Genomic DNA, 15,880 nt, shown 5'->3' on the forward strand with positions numbered 1-15,880 from the left:
TTATCAAGTGATTTAACAGAATGTTTACTCTTCTTCGCTGATATTCTTGATATAAGCGTCGATAGCTGCGGCAGCCTTTTTGCCTGCACCCATAGCGAGTATAACAGTTGCAGCGCCTGTAACAGCGTCACCGCCCGCATATACTCCCTTTTTGGTGGTAGCCTCGGTGTCATCAACAATGAGACAGCCGCGCTTGTTAACATCAAGACCGGGGGTGGTGTTCCTTATTAGCGGATTGGGAGATGTACCTATCGCCATGATAACTGTATCAACATCAAGCTCGTAATCCGAACCTTCAACAGCAACAGGACTTCTTCTGCCGCTCTCATCAGGTTCGCCCAGTTCCATCTTACGGCAGACCATAGCACGAACTCTTCCATTGTCATCACCCAGCAGTTCAACAGGATTATTTAGAGTCAGGAACTCAACGCCTTCCTCCATAGCGTGATGAACTTCTTCCTTACGTGCGGGAAGCTCTTCAAGAGAACGTCTATAAACGACATAGACCTTCTTAGCGCCTATTCTCAGCGCAGAACGCGCAGCATCCATCGCAACGTTACCACCGCCTACAACAGCCACTTTCTGGGACTTCATGATAGGAGTTGCATACTCCTTCTTGTAAGCCTTCATCAGGTTGATACGTGTCAGGTACTCATTAGCGGAATAAACGCCTATCAGACCCTCACCGTCAATGCCCATAAATCTGGGCAGACCTGCGCCTGAACCAACGAATACAGCCTCATAGCCCATCTCGAAGAGCTCATCAACGGAAAGCACCTTGCCTATGACCATGTTGGTCATGATCTTAACGCCCATTTTGGTAAGATTGTCTATCTCGTGCTGAACGATAGTTTTGGGAAGCCTGAACTCGGGGATACCGTACATCAGAACTCCGCCTGCGGTGTGAAAAGCTTCGAATACAGTAACTTCGTAACCAAGCTTTGCCAGATCGCCCGCAGCGGTAAGTCCGCTGGGACCCGCGCCTATGATAGCAACCTTGTGTCCGTTGGGTTCGGGAAGCTCAACTTCGGGTTCCTTGCCTCTCATATAATCAGCAACAAAGCGCTCCAGTCTGCCGATCGCAACAGGCTCACCCTTTATACCTCTGACACACTTGCCCTCACACTGGTTTTCCTGAGGACATACTCTTCCGCAGACTGCAGGCAGAGAGTTAGTGGTTTTGATGATCTCGTAAGCCGCTTCCATATTGCCTTCAGCGACCTTAGCGATAAACTCGGGTATCCTTACACCAACTGGACATCCGCTCATGCAGGGCTTATTCTTACAATTCAGGCAGCGCATAGCCTCTCTAACAGCCTTTTCAAGGGAGTAACCCAATGTTACCTCTTTGAAGTTCTTCGCCCTGACTTCGGGCTCCTGTTCAGCTATCGGAACCTTGTCCAATCTCATATCAGCCATTAGCCGCACCTCCCATAAGTCTGCAAACGTGCTGCTTTTCAGCCTCGTTATAAGTGGAATTTCTTCTTACAAGCTCGTTGAAATCAACCTTGTGACCGTCAAAATCAGGACCGTCAACACAGGCGTACTTTATCTCTCCGCCGACTCTAACACGACAGCCGCCGCACATTCCTGTGCCGTCTATCATGATAGGATTCAGTGAAACAATAGTTTTTATATTGTAAGGCTCTGTTACTTTACATACGAATTTCATCATAGGAACAGGACCTATTGCAATAACTTCGTCGAAATTAGCGCCTGCGTCGATAAGCTCCTTGAGCTTGTCGGTAACAAATCCGTGGTAGCCGTAAGATCCATCATCGGTGCAGATATGCAGATCGGTGGATTCAGACTTCATCTCGTCTTCAAGAATGATGATATCCTTAGTCCTGAAACCCGCGATAAGCTGAACGTCAACACCCATGTTATGGAGCTTTTTAGCCTGAGGATAAGCTATCGCACAGCCAACACCGCCGCCGATAACAGCGACTTTCTTCAAATTGGGCTCATACTCTGTAGCCATTCCCAGAGGTCCCACAACATCGCGTATAGCTTCGCCCTCTTTGAGTGCGGCAAGCGACATAGTAGAACCGCCGATCGTCTGAAAAATTATAGTAACTGTACCCTTTTCACGGTCAAAATCCGCAATGGTAAGGGGGATCCTTTCACTGTATTCATCTGCTCTTACGATAACAAACTGACCTGCATCAGCTTTTTTCGCAATAAAAGGTGCATCAATATCCATCAGCACAACGCTGTCGTTTAACTGTTTCCTTCTGATTATCTTAAACAATCCTATCCCTCCGCAAAAATATTTCATTTTATTATACATCATTTCGATGAAAATTACAAGTGTCTGAAAAGAATTATAATCGTCAGCAATAAAATTATTTAGAAAAATTTAATATTTGGCAAGAGCTTTTCTGATAGCTTCCCTCTCATGGGCTATCCTTTCATATTCCCTGTCCTCGCCAAATAGACTTCCAAATGAGTAAAACGATATTCCTTGACAATTATCGCAATCATCAATTTGATCAGCTATTATTCCAACATTGTCCGTGAACTCTTCATCTGTACTAATTTTATAAACAGCCAATCCTATATCAAGACTGACTTTCCCGCTGCTACAAACATCCTGCCACTCATCAAGTGTACTGATAAAAGGCTTGACAGGGTTATCATATCCAAAATATATCTGCGGAATGATCCTGTCGCAGTAACCGCCATCGCTGCACCATTTTTCTACATCGGCATACAGCTTGTAATAGTTGTTTTCCATATTTCCCTGCGGGGATATGCTTACTTCGATTCGGCCGTCAACGGACTTAACTCTCTGATATATCTCACGGCACATTTTTGAGATATTATCCCTCCGCCATTCATCGAGAGAATTGTCACCTTCGTTTTCAGCGAAACACTTCGCATCAAATTCAGAATCGGTTGTAGGATAGAAATAATCATCGTAATGTATGCCATCAATATCGTAGTTTTCGGCTATCTCGTATGCACCATCGGCGATAAGCTCACGAACCTCTGGATAGGCAGGGTCGAGCCACAGATGACCGTCCTCACCCACATAGCTCACTCTGTCATTTTCCTCGATGAACCAATCAGCTGTTGTGTATCCCGAAAACTCAGCCAGCTTGTCCGCCGTCTGTAATCTCAGAGGATTTATCCAAGCATGAATCGAAAGCTCGTGTTCATGTGCTGCCCCGCACATAATTTCAAGTGGGTCATAATCTCCGCCGAGATACTCCGATGGCGGAAACAGAGCAGAATCGTAAATAGCATCTCCGAAAGGTCTTACATGAACGTAGATCGTATTGCATCCAAGGTCAGCAATTTCGGAACAGGCGGTATCAAACCATTCTCGGAAATCATCAGCGTTATCCGCCGAAAGCATGGGCGCAAGGTCGATATAAGATAGCCATATCCCCTTACGACGCTCATAGTTTAGCGGCGAATAGCCATCGTTTTCTGTGTCATCAGCTTCGATCCTCGGCGCAGGCGATGGTATACGGTCGTATTTTATCGTATCATGTGGTATATCAGTGGTACAGCCCGCAAGCAGTATGACAGCAGCCATCAGTAACTTCTTCATTGGCATCACTCCCTCATAAATCCTATGCGAATAGTTCCGCCTATATTACAAAAAAATACCGCCGGTGAACCGACGGTATTGATATCATACTTTCTTGCTGCCGAGCATTGCCAGGGTAATGCCTGCGAATACCAGGTGATAAACGATTATCAGCGTTGGTGTTATCTGTGCGAATGTGCCAAGAAGCATGGATATAAGACATATAGCCGCGCCCAGTGCTACGGAACCTACCTGTATCGCGATACCCAGCTGAGCTGCGGATTTTATCCTCTTTACGCCTGTTATCAGCATAGCAAACGCGGGGAAACTTCCGCTGCACATCATAGGAGAGGATTCGCGCTCATTGTAGCCAACTTCGTTTTCATATTCCTTGTGATACCTGAAAGGCAGCATCGTTACTGAGCCTTTGTCAAGATCGAATAGACATTCAAGAAACTCCTGTGTGAGGAAACCGTCCACATTTCTTACAACGGTGACAACGCCCTCTCTTTCAAGCGACTGCATCCATTTCGTCACCGACATGGAAGGAGTAACTTTCAGCACGAACATTGTACATATCACGCCAGATATGGAAAGATAAAGTATCACATTGCCCTTGCCGTATTCAGCTTCCTTTGAAGCAGGCGGCAGACCATCAATTGAATGATCTTCCATATGCTGTCTTGTGCCGAGAAGCACGCGCTTATTGTCTATCCAGCCCGATAATCCTCTTTCGTCCTCGTAGATGTAGCTTTCTACGGGATATAGCATATCAAGCTTGCCTTTGAGTATTTTATAGAAAGAATTTTTCAGTACACTGTCCGCACGGAAAACAAGGCTTGAAGCCAGAAGAATACATTCGTCAAGCGGCTCGGTGGAAAGAAGCTTCAGATTTACAAGATCAACGCTTTCTTTCGGGAATAGCTGAACTGCATCTACCATTACCGAATTGGTTTCCGAATACTCCTCTACGGCGCTGTAACCCAGTATAACCGAGGAATACTGCAAATATTTATTGGTCGCCTTGCTTATTGGCAGATTTACAGCCAATATAAGTGAAAGTGATGAGCACATTGTCACGGTACCAGAAAATGCAGCAAGTGCAACATATATCTTCTCTATGCTTGAACCCGCGTGCTTATCGCAGATGAACGAGAGAAGCCCCGTTAAAAATCCTGCAATTAGTACGATTGGTGCGGAATACTTTGCAAATCTGTCGGAAACATCTGGCGCATAGCTGTTGTTGATGAAATCCTCTACGAAGCCTGTCTTTCGCATAGCAGCCATATTGGCATTGACTGGAACGGCTCCCCTGCCAAGATTCACAGCAGTGCTTCCGTCAACGCTCTTGACAGCGTATCTGTCGAAATCTCCTGCGATGTATCTGAAATTCTTTTCGGTTCGCTGAACTGTCATCATCTTGCCCAGAGTATTGAATATCAGCCCCATGATGGCTGCTGATACATATACATGGTAATAGCAGTCACGGACAGAATCCGGCTCAAACAGCGTAGCGATACCTGCGATTACCGAAACGAATATACCTACAGCTGCGATAGAATCATTATCGGGTTTACGCAGAAACATATTTTTTATACCGGCAGTCATGATAGTATAAGAAACACCCAGCGACAGCAGACCCATTATCGTGTTGGAAAACAGGAAAGCAGACGGCGAGACCGATCTGTCGAATATCCTTATCACAGGAAGTTCAAGGTCATTTGCTATGGTTATAAGCAAGCTTGAAAGACCTGTGAAGAGCAGCACGCAAAGTCTGAGAAACAGATTACTTTTGATCTGCAGAATATCATTGAGTACCTTCGGTGCTTCATCGTAGTTTTCAAACTCTTTCTGACCATAGGATATCTTATTTGTTTTGCTTTTCTCTGCATCATCAGCATCGTCCAGACTGTCCAGAACAAAGCTTTCGACCTTGGATCTTCTATGCTTTTCAAGTGCTGCCGAACGTCTTGTATACTCGTCATCAGCATCGCTTTCGGGAATATCCTCTTCTTCCTCATCGATGTCTGTGAGATACTGGCTCTGAGGGATTATCTTGCCCTCAAGACCAAGCTTCATATCCTTTAAGCTTGTGCGTCTTACCGGTTCAGCTGACAGTTCGTCGTCGCGCCTGCGTCTTCCTCCATGGGAGGAAAGTCTGCTGATCTTACGAGCCGTCAGCATAGCGATCTCATCGTCTACCGGTGTATCGTTCTTGAGAATAAGATCTTCTGCAAGCAGGAAGCCGTCAGCTTTTGCATCAGATGAAGCATCGCTCGTTACGACAGATTCGGCTTTATCTTCGGCAGCCGAAACAGTTTTCGCAATATCCTTGGTCTTCTCAACAGCGTTTTCTGCGGTACTATCCATCGGGATATCGGGTATCTCCGGCGCAGTACGAGCTTCCCGGGGCTTATCAAAGCTTATATCGAAATCTTCAGGCTTGTCCGCCTCGGGTCTGTTATTTGTTTTGTATTTATTGCTGTATTCCGACAAAATTTCGTCGATGGAATATTTATCAGCCAATCCATATCACTCCAAATCTACTTGATGGCGCGTTGGCGCACTATCTCATACATAAAGATTCCAGCAGCAACAGAAGCATTAAGCGAGGTTATCTTGCCCGCCATCGGCAGGCTGAGAAGCATATCGCATTTTTCTTTCATAAGTCTTCCCATGCCGAAGCCCTCAGAACCTACTACCAGTCCGATGGGACCGCGGAGATCGGCGCCCGAATAATTTTCACCTGCGCCGTCTGTACCGTATATCCACACGCCCTGCTTTTTCAGTTCGTCAACTGCCGCCGCAAGATTTGGTACTCTCGCAACAGGCAGCCAGCTTGCCGCACCTGCAGAAGTCTTGAAAACAGTGTGGTTCAGTGAAGCACTCCTTCTCTTGGGGATTATTATACCATGAGCTCCGGCAGCCTCGGCGGTACGTATTATCGCACCGAGATTATGGGGATCCTCGATCTCGTCACATATTATTATGAAAGGATCTTCGCCTTTCTTTTCAGCGATAGCGAGGATATCCTCGACCTCCACATACTCAGCACAGGCGCCCACAGCTATAACGCCCTGATGCGCCGCACCGCCTGCCATGTAGTCAAGCTTTACTTCCCTGACTTGCTTTACGGGGATATCCCTTTCCTTGGCAAGTTTAAGTATCAGCGAGATAGAACCCTTAGCCTCGGGATTCACGAAGATCATATCTATCAGCTTATCGGCTTTCAGCGCCTCGATAACCGGATTTCTTCCAAGGATAAGCTCTTCGTCACGCTTGTTTTCGGTAGTGTTATTTCTGTCTTTATTCATAATCAAAAATCCTTTTTCAAACAACAGTTATTAGGTATTATAGCACAAAAATCCTCAAAAGCCAATAGCTTCCGAGGATTTTTTGCAATTTAAACAAATAGCATATACGATTTTTAGAAAATATGTGCGCTATCATAAGGCAATCAAAACAAAAACCAGCACAGAAGTCACTATCGCTCCGAAAAGTACAGCGAGAAGTGATCTTAGTGTTTTATCATGTGGCTGTTTGTCTTCTCTTTCAATACTTTCCATTTCATCTGTCAGCTTCTTAAGATACTCCCCTGCCATGACCTGCGGATCGTTTTCAGAAAACAGTTCACAGTTTGAGTTCACGAACAAAAGTGCTCTTTCAAAACATTCATTGTTCGTACATTTAATTTCAATAATTTGCTTGTTCACGCCTTTTATCACCTTTCAGACATCTCCTTGTCATCGATTTTCACATTAAAGTCCGTTAGAATGTACTTCTCAACAATTTACTGTTGAAAAGTTGAAAACTCATTTCATAAGTCAACATTTTCAAACCAAAAGTGTTGAAAAACCTGTTGAAAAGGTTGAAAATCACGTAAAATTCCTATGTTTTCAACATTGGTTAATTTTGTTGAAAAATATACCTAAGGACAAAAATATGTACATCAAGTGAAAACGCACACCTCTTGAAAGGCTTTTAAATCGTTAAAACTATTACTGAATAATGAACACGGCAATATTTTGGTCTTACACAGAGCTGAATCCCCAAAGTTCTAGGGGATTCGCGGAAAGTTTTAATTTGTTAGGCACTTTAAGGCCTCAAATATCCATAAAAACGTACTAGTTTTACTCTACCTGACAAATAACACTCATCTATGAAAGTCTGTACAATATTATGTATTTTTATTCAGCCGAATGCCCAAAGAAAAATTACATTCTGTTACGAAATTATCGTGTTGTCAGAAATTTTATCGCTCTCTCGATGGAATCCTTAGAATTGCCCCAGTCAGCATCACTTCCGTTGTTGCGGTAGTCATACATATCACAGTAATGGGTCACATCTTTTTCCAGTTCAGCCAGATATTTCTCGGTAAGTGCGGCACAGGCTTCCTTGAAACTTCCCTGTATCTTCTTGTTCATCTTGTCCTCGCAGGCAGATACAAGCATATCATAATGGGGCAGACAAAGCATTTCCTGCTCGGCAAACAGCTGGCGGAACTCGTCCTGCTGTTCGTAAAGCTCAAAAAGCGTCACCATTATGCGGGACATTCCCCACTCTATCTTGTTGCAGACAAAACAGTCATTATTTACCGCAGATACGCGCTTTTGCTTAGCTGTCTTGCCTTCAAATATGCTCTGCCTTTTAAGTACGTTCTTTTGAAGTGACTGTAAGTGTGTTGACAGCATCAGCGCCAGTGAGAGGCGGTTTTTGCAGGCACGCATCTGCTCGAAATGTACCTTGCAGAAGCCTTGCTTGTTGGTCTCTATGCGGACATCAGGCTCCATCATGGCTGCACCCATTATGTAATCAATAGTACGCTGTTCAAGAGTATCCCGCAGCCTGCATATAGGACAGCCGCATTTCGGCTCGAATATTTCTGTAACCGGTATGGTTAAAATGCTTTCTCTCATTGAAAAACTCCCTTTCGCATATAGGCAAAAAATATATTGAAAATTGTTTCATTATATAGTATAATGTATTTTAATGAAATTTGCAAGTGTCTTATAAAAGGTGAATGCTATGCGTATAAGTTGCGAAAACGGTGACATAACTATCGCCGATACCAAAGAAGTTATCTTGCTGATACTCAGTCTTGCAGAAAAGGGTATGAACGAGATATGGATAAGTGAAGACGGTTCGCTCTACCCTGCCCTTGCAGTGCTTGTAAACGGCGGATATGCCTGCCTGAACTATTTCGGGAATGATGAGGGCGATATGTATATGTCCCGCGGCTATGGAAATACCCAGGTCACCTTTAATCCCTGCGGTACGGAATGGACTGCACCTGCAGACGCTGTTATTTCAATAGAAAGCGCCGTCGCCTGTATAAGACGATTCTGCGAAAACTATAAACTGCCTGACTGTATAAACTGGCAGGACGGAGTGTGAACAAAATGGACTACAAAAAAGACGGCAAAGATATACTGCTCTGTCAGGCGGACTTTGACCTCGACCAGACCCTTGACTGCGGTCAGGCTTTCAGGTGGGAGAAGACTGCCGATAACACCTACAGCGGAGCATTTCTAAATAAAAAGCTTGTGATAAGCTGTGAGAACGGTAAAGACGTTTTCAAGTTGCACGATACCACAGAAGAAGACTTTATTTCGCTGTGGGTAGATTATTTTGACCTTGCCACCGACTACAGCGAAATAAAAAAACGTTTTTCAGAGGACGAGACTCTCTCAAAAGCCTGCAAATACGCCAGCGGTATACGCATACTCCGTCAGGACAGCTGGGAAGCGCTCTCCTCATTCATAATCAGCCAGAACAATAATATTCCACGAATCAAAGGAATAATCGGACGGCTTTGCGAACACTGCGGCGGTTATCCCGCTTGGCAGGAACTCACCGAGGAGACCGAGGAAAGCCTTGCTTATCTCCGTGCGGGATTCAGGGCGAAATACCTGGTTGATGCTGTCCAAAAGATACAAAGCGGTGCCATCGATCTCGAAAAGATACGAAGCATGGATATCGAAAGCGCTCGCAAACTTTTGCAGACCATAAAAGGCGTAGGACCCAAGGTGGCAGAATGTGCATTGCTGTTCGGATTTTATCGTACAGAAGCTTTTCCCATAGATGTATGGGTCAAGCGAGTTATGGCAAACTGGTATCCCAATGGTCTTCCAGAATGTACCAGAGGATACGAGGGCATAGCACAGCAGTATCTTTTCCATTACATACGAACTTCTGAAGAAGCAGCTGCTTCCCTTAAATAAAGGAGGTAAAACGATTGAATTATGCTCTTATTGGTATCGCTCTGGTACCTACCATCGTCATCTTTTCGGTGGTGCTGAAAAAGACCCCGACTATAAAAAAAGAACCCTTCAAAAGAGTTGCTAAGGTATTTATTGTTAGCGCTCTTTCAACGATAATTGCTGCGATATTGGAATATATTGGTATAATCATTTTGGCAATTTCATATAATTCCGACGCAAATAAAATACTGAGTATGTCCGGACTGTTTGCGCTTTGTGTGTTTATTATAGGTCCGGCAGAGGAACTATGCAAGTATTTCACATTCAAGCTTACTATCTTTAAAAACAGAGATTTCGACCATACCTATGACGGTATTGTTTACGGCGCTGCTGCGGCACTTGGCTTTGCTACACTTGAAAATATTTTTTATGTATTGGGTAATGGTTCTAAATCAGGCGCATTAATGGGTGCATTTACGGGAATTTTAAGAGCAGCACTTTCAGTTCCGCTCCATGCGTTCACAGGAATTTTCATGGGCTATTATTTCGGACTCTCTAAGTATAAAAAGTATAATAACATCGAATCTGATAAAAATCCTCAGCGTCGCGCATTTTTTATTTCGGTCTTGGTACATGGTCTATATGATTTTCTTGCTCTTGCGTCTGTCGCTAAAGACGCTCCCGAAAGTTTCGAGTATGTAGGCATTGCCGGAGTTATCGGTATAATGATCATTGTCTATATGCTGATGTATAAGATCATCACTAAGGCAAGCAAAGAAGACCTTATGATCTACAACGAGTATTACTACCAGCACCTGAACGGTCACTTTCAGGATATGGTCGGAAAAACAAACGAGAATGGTACTGTGCTTGTAAATCCTGACAACGTACAAAACTTTGTCACAAATGCGTATGGCAGCCAACCGAATACAATGGCAGGTCAGCCTGTTGTATGGCAGTACGGCAGCATTCCAAATAATACCACCGATCAACAGTCGGGTGGCTATCCTTACGGAAATTCACAGAATGCTCAGTTTGGTTATCAGCCCCACAACACTCAACAGCCTAATAACGTCAACCCTTACAGCCAAGGTCAGTACGGCGGATATCCTGCTTCAAATGCATATCAGTCGCAAAATACTGTTGCCTACGATCAAAATTACGAACCTGTGCGCCAAACATATACACCGTCACAAATACAACCTCAGCCAGGTGAAACAGTAAAGTTCTGCAACGAATGTGGAAACAAGCTGACATCGGACACTAAATTCTGTCCCATCTGCGGACACAAGATATAGAACTTAAAGGCATGAGCAATAAAATACTCATGCCTTTTTTTATCAGTTTATATCTTGCTCAGGATCGGTATCTCCGTTTTTGTCCCAGGGCATTGGTTCAAGTATTATTACCGAATGCTGTAACGTCCTTCTTTCTATATAGATACAGGATAACACCCATAAGCTGAAATGTCAGGCCGTCCGGGAGAATGGTTCTTCATCTGCAAAAAAGATTTGATTTTTGAAACAAAATATATTTATATCGCTGTTGACATTTTACGCTTAAAGCGTTATAATATATAAGTATGTAAAATCTTATCCGAAACGGGAGGAAGTTATTATATGAACAGAACATACATTAAAGACGTTAAAGAGCATCTTGGCGAGACCATAAAGGTACAGGGCTTTGTTGAGAATTACAGAAATGCCCGCGCTATGGCTTTTATCGTCGTTAAGGACATTACAGGCAAATTACAGGTAACTGTTGAAAAGGAAAAGCACCCCGAGCTCAACGAAAAGCTTGACGCACTGACAGGCGATTCCGTTGTTACCGTTATAGGTCAGGTATTTGAGAATGACTACGTAAAGCTGGGCGGTCTGGAAATGATACCAGAGGATATCATCCCCGAGAGCATTGCAGACGCTATCCCGATAGCAAGAAAAGAGATCGCTGCTACCAAGAAGAAAAAGGCAGTTGAGCGTTCAAGCATCGATCAGCGTATCGACTACCGCTGGATAGACCTGCGTACCGATGAGAACCAGCTGATGTTCAAGGCACAGACCGCTATGGTAAATGCCATGAGGAATTTTCTGCTGGGTGAGAACTTCATCGAGATACACACCCCTAAGCTGATAGGCGCAGCTTCCGAGAGCGGCTCCAGCGTTTTCGAGGTAAAGTATTTTGACAGAAACGCATATCTTGCACAGAGCCCTCAGTTCTACAAGCAGATGGCTATGGCAAGCGGCTTTGAGCGTATCTTTGAAGTCGGCCCTGTATTCAGAGCTGAAAAGAGCTACACCAGCAAGCACACCACTGAGTTCACAGGCTTCGACCTTGAATTCAGCTACATCAACGATTACAGAGATGTAATGGCTATGGAAGAACAGCTATTAAAGGCAGGTCTTTCCGCTGTTAAGGAAAAGTACGGCGACGAGATCAAGGAGCTCTTCGGTCAGGAAGTTATCGTTCCCGAAACTCCTTTCCCTGTTGTTAAGCTTGCAGATCTCTACAAGGCACTGGAAGAAGAGTTCGGCTACAAGGTACCCGAGGAAGAAAAGGGCGACCTTACCACCGATGCTGAAAAGCTCAGCTATGAGTGGGTAAAGAAGCACTACAACCACGAGTTCCTCTTTGTTACCGATTTTGATGCTGAAAAGCGTGCATTCTATCACATGAGAGATGAAAAGGGCGTGCCTATGGGCTACGACCTCATCTGGAGAGGTGTAGAGATAACAACAGGCGCACAGAGAGAGCACAGATATGAAGTTCTTAAGAAGCAGGCTGCTGAAAAGGGTCTGGATGAGGACGTAAAGTTCTATCTTGAGTTCTTCAAGTACGGCTGTCCTCCTCACGGCGGTTTCGGTATCGGCGTTGACAGACTGACAATGCTGCTGCTTGGTCTGCACATCAAGGAAGCTATGTTCATCTTCCGTGGTCCTAACAGACTGAATCCATAGTATAAATATCAAAGGCTCGTTCCTTTTCGGGAGCGAGCCTCGTTTGTTATATTCATATCTCAACTATGCTATTAAAAAGAACATTGAACCTTGGTTCGATCTCGCTTGCCATATCAGTGTGATAATGACCAGCAAACCAGAATTTGTATTCGATTTTCTGACCGATATCTTCAAGAAATTCATTCAGCTTGTTGTCGGGATATTCATTCTCCAGACCAAGCTTCCCTGCTATTTCATGCTGAACGGAAGACGGCGCACAGTGGGTCAGGATATAATCCGTTTTCCAGCCGTTCTTATCAAGGGTCTCCAGCGCGTGAGCATACTCAGTTTCACTGGGAAGCTCCTGCTCCCATAACGAAGAACCTATCTCGCGAAATTCCTTGTCGTGAGATTCAGCGCCGCCCATGGTGAAAAACTTTTTCCCCTGAAGCTCAAACATTTCTCCGCGCTTCAGATGATAGATGCTGTTGCCAATCCTGTGAGCTTTTCCACCGCAGAATTCCACTTCTTCAAAGGTTTCCAGCAAGTCGAAGTTTTCGTGATTGCCATCGATGAAGAGTGTGGTATAAGGCTTCATATCCAGCCATTTGCGCCACCAGAGATCTTCCGCATCGTTGTTCCAGACCAGCCCGAAATCCCCCGCGATGATAAGGAAATCATCCTTACTCATCAGTTTCTGGGCAGGGTTTGCCTTTGCGGAAAGCTTGCCAATATCCGAGCATCCGTGGATATCACCCGTAACAAGTATCATTTTTCTCCCCCCGAAAAATCTTATAACTTAAAACTCCATATCCAATTCAACAGGACAGTGATCGCTGCCTTCTATATCTTTAAGTATCTTTGAATCCTTTACCTTATCCATTAGTCTTTCCGAAACTACAAAGTAGTCGATACGCCATCCCGCGTTGTTCTTTCTTGCGTTGAACCTGTATGACCACCATGAGTAAGCACCTGTCACATCGGGATAAAGCCTGCGGAAAGTATCAGCAAATCCCGCCGCCAGCAACTCAGTGAACTTTCCGCGCTCCTGATCTGAAAATCCTGCGTTGCCCGCATTACTCTTGGGATTTTTAAGGTCTATCTCCTCGTGAGCAACATTAAGATCGCCGCAGTAAATAACGGGCTTTTTCTTATCAAGCTCCGAAAGATAAGCCCTCATATCGTCCTCAAACTCCATACGGTAATCTATTCTTTTGAGCTCATTCTGCGCATTAGGGACATAACAGCATACAAAGTAAAAATCATCATACTCACAGGTTATGACCCTGCCCTCGTCTGTGTGAGTGCCGTTCAGCCCGAATTTAACATCGAGAGGTTCTTTCTTTGTATAAACAGCAGTTCCCGAATAGCCTTTCTTTATTGCACTGTGGAAATACTTTTGATAACCCTCGGGCGAAAAATCTGCCTGATCAGGCTGCATCTTAGTCTCCTGCATACAGAAGATATCAGCATCTGCCTCGGTGAAAAAATCCCCGAAGCCTTTTTGCAGGCAAGCCCTGAAACCGTTTACATTCCATGATATAAATTTCATAATATAATACCCAACCTTTTCCGTATCGCACTATTTTCGTATTTATTATATCACATTATTTAACAAAAGTAAAGACTTCGGGGAATACATATCATGTCTGTTTATTTAAAATTTTAATAATATTAAAGCGAATGTATCAACATATCCCACAATCTGGAAAACTGCGATGTAATACTGTTCTAAAATAATTATTCTAACTGCATACGAAGCAGATATCCGTCTAAAGTGACCGCATAGCATCGACCTATGAGAAAATTTCAAATAAAGTTTTACCCCTAAGCGTTCATCGTTAAACACTTCGGGGCATCGAGTTCAGTTATTTGTGTATCTTATTTGCGATTCTTAAACTTGCCTCTGTATGCATTATCCAGTGCCGCGAAAATGGCATTTGTATCAAACCGCGAATATCTTTTCCGCACCAATAATCTATCAGCCACACAGCTTTATCGTCATTGCTGACAACATTCAGGTTTTGCAGTACCTCTCTGCGCTCTGCAGATATTTTTTCTTTAAGTCTTTCAAAAGGCATTTCACGCAGTATTTTTTCTGTGCTGTCTTTGACTTCAAAAATGTATGCATATAATTCGTTTATATCCAGCTGCTTTGAAAACTCAGATATCTCATTTTTAACAAGTTCATTGCCTGTGGTGACCGTCGGTGAATTGATCCTCTCTTTATATTTTCCTAAAAAGAAAACTTGCTCATCACCATTTATCAAAGTGTGTGCAACTATATCTTCGATCCTAAAAATATGCCACAATGAATATGCAATGGTTTTGCTGTGATAACCATCTACATTAATGAAAGGGATAGCAGCAAATTCATCAGCTGAAAGCTCATTTTTAAAAGATATAATGGTGTCCATCAGACTGCTGCGTAGTTCAAGCAATGTGTTTATACCATCGAAAAATGTTTCACTCTTTTTTATCTGCTTCTGCATAAGCTTATTCATTTCGGACCATTCTTTATTCATTTCGTTCACCACTTTCCCATTTTTGTTATTTAAGATTATATCATCCGGCTGTCAGATCGTCAATTAAAAAGCCACAGTACCTCTGAATAATTTCAGAAGTACTATGGCTTAAAACTTCTTGATCATTACAGCAATTTAAAAAGCAGATTCAGAGCAGCTCGTCATCGACCTCAACTGCTTTTCCCTCTTTCAGAGAACGCTGAACGTCGATAAAACGCTGATTTGAGCTTCCGCGAAATTTCAATTCCAGGGAGCGTTTGTCTTCTTCATATCTTCCGTCAACAAGATAATCAAGAGTTTCAAGCAGAGCCTTGCAGTCGGGTTCGGTTTTGCCACGCTCGATGAGCTGTTCAAAGGTATAGCCCGTAAAGCTGATGATATTCAGCCTGCGTTCCTTGAAACCACGTATCTTCTTAGCCAGAGAAAGAAGAGCGCTGCACTGACAAAATGGTTCTCCACCGCTGAATGTTACGCCGTCAAGCAAGGGATCTTTGATTATCATAGCAAAAATGCTGTCCGTGTCGTCGACCCTGCCGCCATTGAAATCATGGGTCTGAGGGTTTTGACAGCCCTTGCAGTGATGTGGGCAGCCCTGAGTGAACACAGTGAACCTGAAACCGGGTCCGTCAACTATAGATTCCTCCGCCAGACCGGCTATCCTGATCTCCATAATAAACCTCCGAT

At 43.9% G+C, this 15,880-nt stretch carries 15 protein-coding genes; 4 read left to right on the forward strand and 11 right to left on the reverse strand.

Annotated elements, in window-relative coordinates; genetic code table 11:
• Positions 1 to 24: 24 nt before the first annotated feature.
• From gltA to BMY75_RS00890, 7 genes are all read right to left on the reverse strand, one after another.
• Entirely contained in the window at positions 25 to 1,419 is a 1,395-nt protein-coding gene (gene gltA / locus BMY75_RS00860; protein WP_074828257.1) for an NADPH-dependent glutamate synthase, read from the reverse strand.
• Positions 1,412 to 2,251, reverse strand: coding sequence for a sulfide/dihydroorotate dehydrogenase-like FAD/NAD-binding protein (locus BMY75_RS00865; protein WP_074828262.1), 840 nt, complete (start codon positions 2,249 to 2,251; stop codon positions 1,412 to 1,414). The genes gltA and BMY75_RS00865 overlap by 8 nt, the downstream gene beginning before the upstream one ends.
• 108 nt (positions 2,252 to 2,359) lie before the next feature.
• On the reverse strand, positions 2,360 to 3,559 hold the full coding sequence (locus BMY75_RS00870; protein ID WP_074828266.1) for a glycoside hydrolase family 10-like protein: 1,200 nt from the start codon (positions 3,557 to 3,559) through the stop codon (positions 2,360 to 2,362).
• An 84-nt stretch (positions 3,560 to 3,643) separates the two neighbouring features.
• Positions 3,644 to 6,064 (reverse strand): HAD family hydrolase, encoded by a 2,421-nt coding sequence (locus BMY75_RS00875; RefSeq protein WP_074828269.1) that lies wholly within the window; start codon positions 6,062 to 6,064, stop codon positions 3,644 to 3,646.
• 17 nt (positions 6,065 to 6,081) lie between these two features.
• Entirely contained in the window at positions 6,082 to 6,852 is a 771-nt protein-coding gene (gene rlmB, locus BMY75_RS00880; RefSeq protein ID WP_074828274.1) for a 23S rRNA (guanosine(2251)-2'-O)-methyltransferase RlmB, read from the reverse strand.
• 132 nt (positions 6,853 to 6,984) lie between these two features.
• Positions 6,985 to 7,251: a hypothetical protein gene (locus BMY75_RS00885; protein WP_139199654.1), complete on the reverse strand. Its 267-nt coding sequence runs from the start codon at positions 7,249 to 7,251 to the stop codon at positions 6,985 to 6,987.
• A gap of 519 nt (positions 7,252 to 7,770) precedes the next feature.
• A complete protein-coding gene (locus BMY75_RS00890) occupies positions 7,771 to 8,454 on the reverse strand; it encodes a DUF6062 family protein (RefSeq protein WP_074828278.1) in 684 nt (227 codons plus the stop codon).
• A 109-nt stretch (positions 8,455 to 8,563) separates the two neighbouring features.
• On the opposite strand from BMY75_RS00890, the gene BMY75_RS00895 reads away from it, so the two are divergent.
• The 4 genes from BMY75_RS00895 (at position 8,564) to aspS (ending at position 12,692) form a co-directional block, all read left to right on the forward strand.
• Positions 8,564 to 8,932, forward strand: coding sequence for an Imm1 family immunity protein (locus BMY75_RS00895; RefSeq protein ID WP_074828282.1), 369 nt, complete (start codon positions 8,564 to 8,566; stop codon positions 8,930 to 8,932).
• A gap of 5 nt (positions 8,933 to 8,937) precedes the next feature.
• Positions 8,938 to 9,759 carry a DNA-3-methyladenine glycosylase family protein gene (locus BMY75_RS00900; RefSeq protein WP_074828286.1) on the forward strand — a complete coding sequence of 274 codons (822 nt, stop codon included), beginning with the start codon at positions 8,938 to 8,940 and terminating at the stop codon, positions 9,757 to 9,759.
• Positions 9,760 to 9,773: 14 nt separating this feature from the next.
• Positions 9,774 to 11,036: a PrsW family glutamic-type intramembrane protease gene (locus BMY75_RS00905; protein WP_074828289.1), complete on the forward strand. Its 1,263-nt coding sequence runs from the start codon at positions 9,774 to 9,776 to the stop codon at positions 11,034 to 11,036.
• A gap of 321 nt (positions 11,037 to 11,357) precedes the next feature.
• The gene (gene aspS, locus BMY75_RS00910) at positions 11,358 to 12,692 is read left to right on the forward strand and encodes an aspartate--tRNA(Asn) ligase (RefSeq protein ID WP_074828292.1); all 1,335 of its coding nucleotides are present in this window, start codon (positions 11,358 to 11,360) and stop codon (positions 12,690 to 12,692) included.
• Between the two features lie 52 nt (positions 12,693 to 12,744).
• On the opposite strand, the gene BMY75_RS00915 is transcribed toward aspS, so the two are convergent.
• From BMY75_RS00915 to nrdG, 4 genes are all read right to left on the reverse strand, one after another.
• Positions 12,745 to 13,443, reverse strand: a complete 699-nt coding sequence (locus tag BMY75_RS00915) for a metallophosphoesterase family protein (protein ID WP_074828295.1) — start codon at positions 13,441 to 13,443, stop codon at positions 12,745 to 12,747.
• A gap of 27 nt (positions 13,444 to 13,470) precedes the next feature.
• Positions 13,471 to 14,223: an exodeoxyribonuclease III gene (locus tag BMY75_RS00920; RefSeq protein ID WP_074828300.1), complete on the reverse strand. Its 753-nt coding sequence runs from the start codon at positions 14,221 to 14,223 to the stop codon at positions 13,471 to 13,473.
• A gap of 316 nt (positions 14,224 to 14,539) precedes the next feature.
• Entirely contained in the window at positions 14,540 to 15,088 is a 549-nt protein-coding gene (locus BMY75_RS00925; protein ID WP_347499904.1) for a phage head-tail adapter protein, read from the reverse strand.
• A 256-nt stretch (positions 15,089 to 15,344) separates the two neighbouring features.
• Positions 15,345 to 15,866 carry an anaerobic ribonucleoside-triphosphate reductase activating protein gene (gene nrdG, locus BMY75_RS00930; protein WP_074828307.1) on the reverse strand — a complete coding sequence of 174 codons (522 nt, stop codon included), beginning with the start codon at positions 15,864 to 15,866 and terminating at the stop codon, positions 15,345 to 15,347.
• Positions 15,867 to 15,880 lie beyond the last annotated feature (14 nt).

Origin of the sequence: Hominimerdicola alba, from assembly GCF_900109655.1 — a bacterium.
Lineage (GTDB): Bacteria > Bacillota > Clostridia > Oscillospirales > Ruminococcaceae > Hominimerdicola > Hominimerdicola alba_B.

Coding starts and splice junctions, on each gene's coding strand:
- gltA (WP_074828257.1), bottom strand. CDS start 1,419: ATGGCTGATATGAGATTGGACAAGGTTCCGATAGCTGAACAGGAGCCC.
- BMY75_RS00870 (WP_074828266.1), bottom strand. CDS start 3,559: ATGAAGAAGTTACTGATGGCTGCTGTCATACTGCTTGCGGGCTGTACC.
- rlmB (WP_074828274.1), bottom strand. CDS start 6,852: ATGAATAAAGACAGAAATAACACTACCGAAAACAAGCGTGACGAAGAG.
- BMY75_RS00890 (WP_074828278.1), bottom strand. CDS start 8,454: ATGAGAGAAAGCATTTTAACCATACCGGTTACAGAAATATTCGAGCCG.
- BMY75_RS00895 (WP_074828282.1), top strand. CDS start 8,564: ATGCGTATAAGTTGCGAAAACGGTGACATAACTATCGCCGATACCAAA.
- BMY75_RS00900 (WP_074828286.1), top strand. CDS start 8,938: ATGGACTACAAAAAAGACGGCAAAGATATACTGCTCTGTCAGGCGGAC.
- aspS (WP_074828292.1), top strand. CDS start 11,358: ATGAACAGAACATACATTAAAGACGTTAAAGAGCATCTTGGCGAGACC.
- BMY75_RS00915 (WP_074828295.1), bottom strand. CDS start 13,443: ATGATACTTGTTACGGGTGATATCCACGGATGCTCGGATATTGGCAAG.
- BMY75_RS00920 (WP_074828300.1), bottom strand. CDS start 14,223: ATGAAATTTATATCATGGAATGTAAACGGTTTCAGGGCTTGCCTGCAA.
- BMY75_RS00925 (WP_347499904.1), bottom strand. CDS start 15,088: ATGGACACCATTATATCTTTTAAAAATGAGCTTTCAGCTGATGAATTT.
- nrdG (WP_074828307.1), bottom strand. CDS start 15,866: ATGGAGATCAGGATAGCCGGTCTGGCGGAGGAATCTATAGTTGACGGA.